This window comes from Serratia sp. HNCC26DJ206, from assembly GCF_057180605.1.
Genome location: NZ_JBXUGP010000195.1, coordinates 1 through 226, shown reverse-complemented (window position 1 = coordinate 226; position 226 = coordinate 1). Strand labels below are relative to the sequence as shown.

Annotated in this window: 1 protein-coding gene; it reads left to right on the top strand. The window is 55.3% G+C overall.

Translation table 11 applies throughout. From position 1 onward, the window contains the following. Positions 1-226 (top strand): hypothetical protein (locus AC2A1E_RS24550; protein ID WP_484385932.1); only part of this gene is annotated, 226 nt, incomplete at both ends.

Below are 226 nucleotides of genomic sequence, written 5' to 3'. Positions count from 1 at the left end.
CCTGACGCTGATGATTAACGGTGTGGCGGTCGCGCCAGGCCAGGGCGTGGTGTCGGGGATCGATCAGAACGCGGTGCATGTGGCGGATGCGACTTATAGCTACTTATTGTCCAATACCAACAACCTGAACGCGACAGGTCTGTACCTGAACTATGGCCTGAGTGCCATTAATCTGCTGCAAGACAACCCTAATGCGCTGATTATTGCCACCGATGCCAGCCCGGAT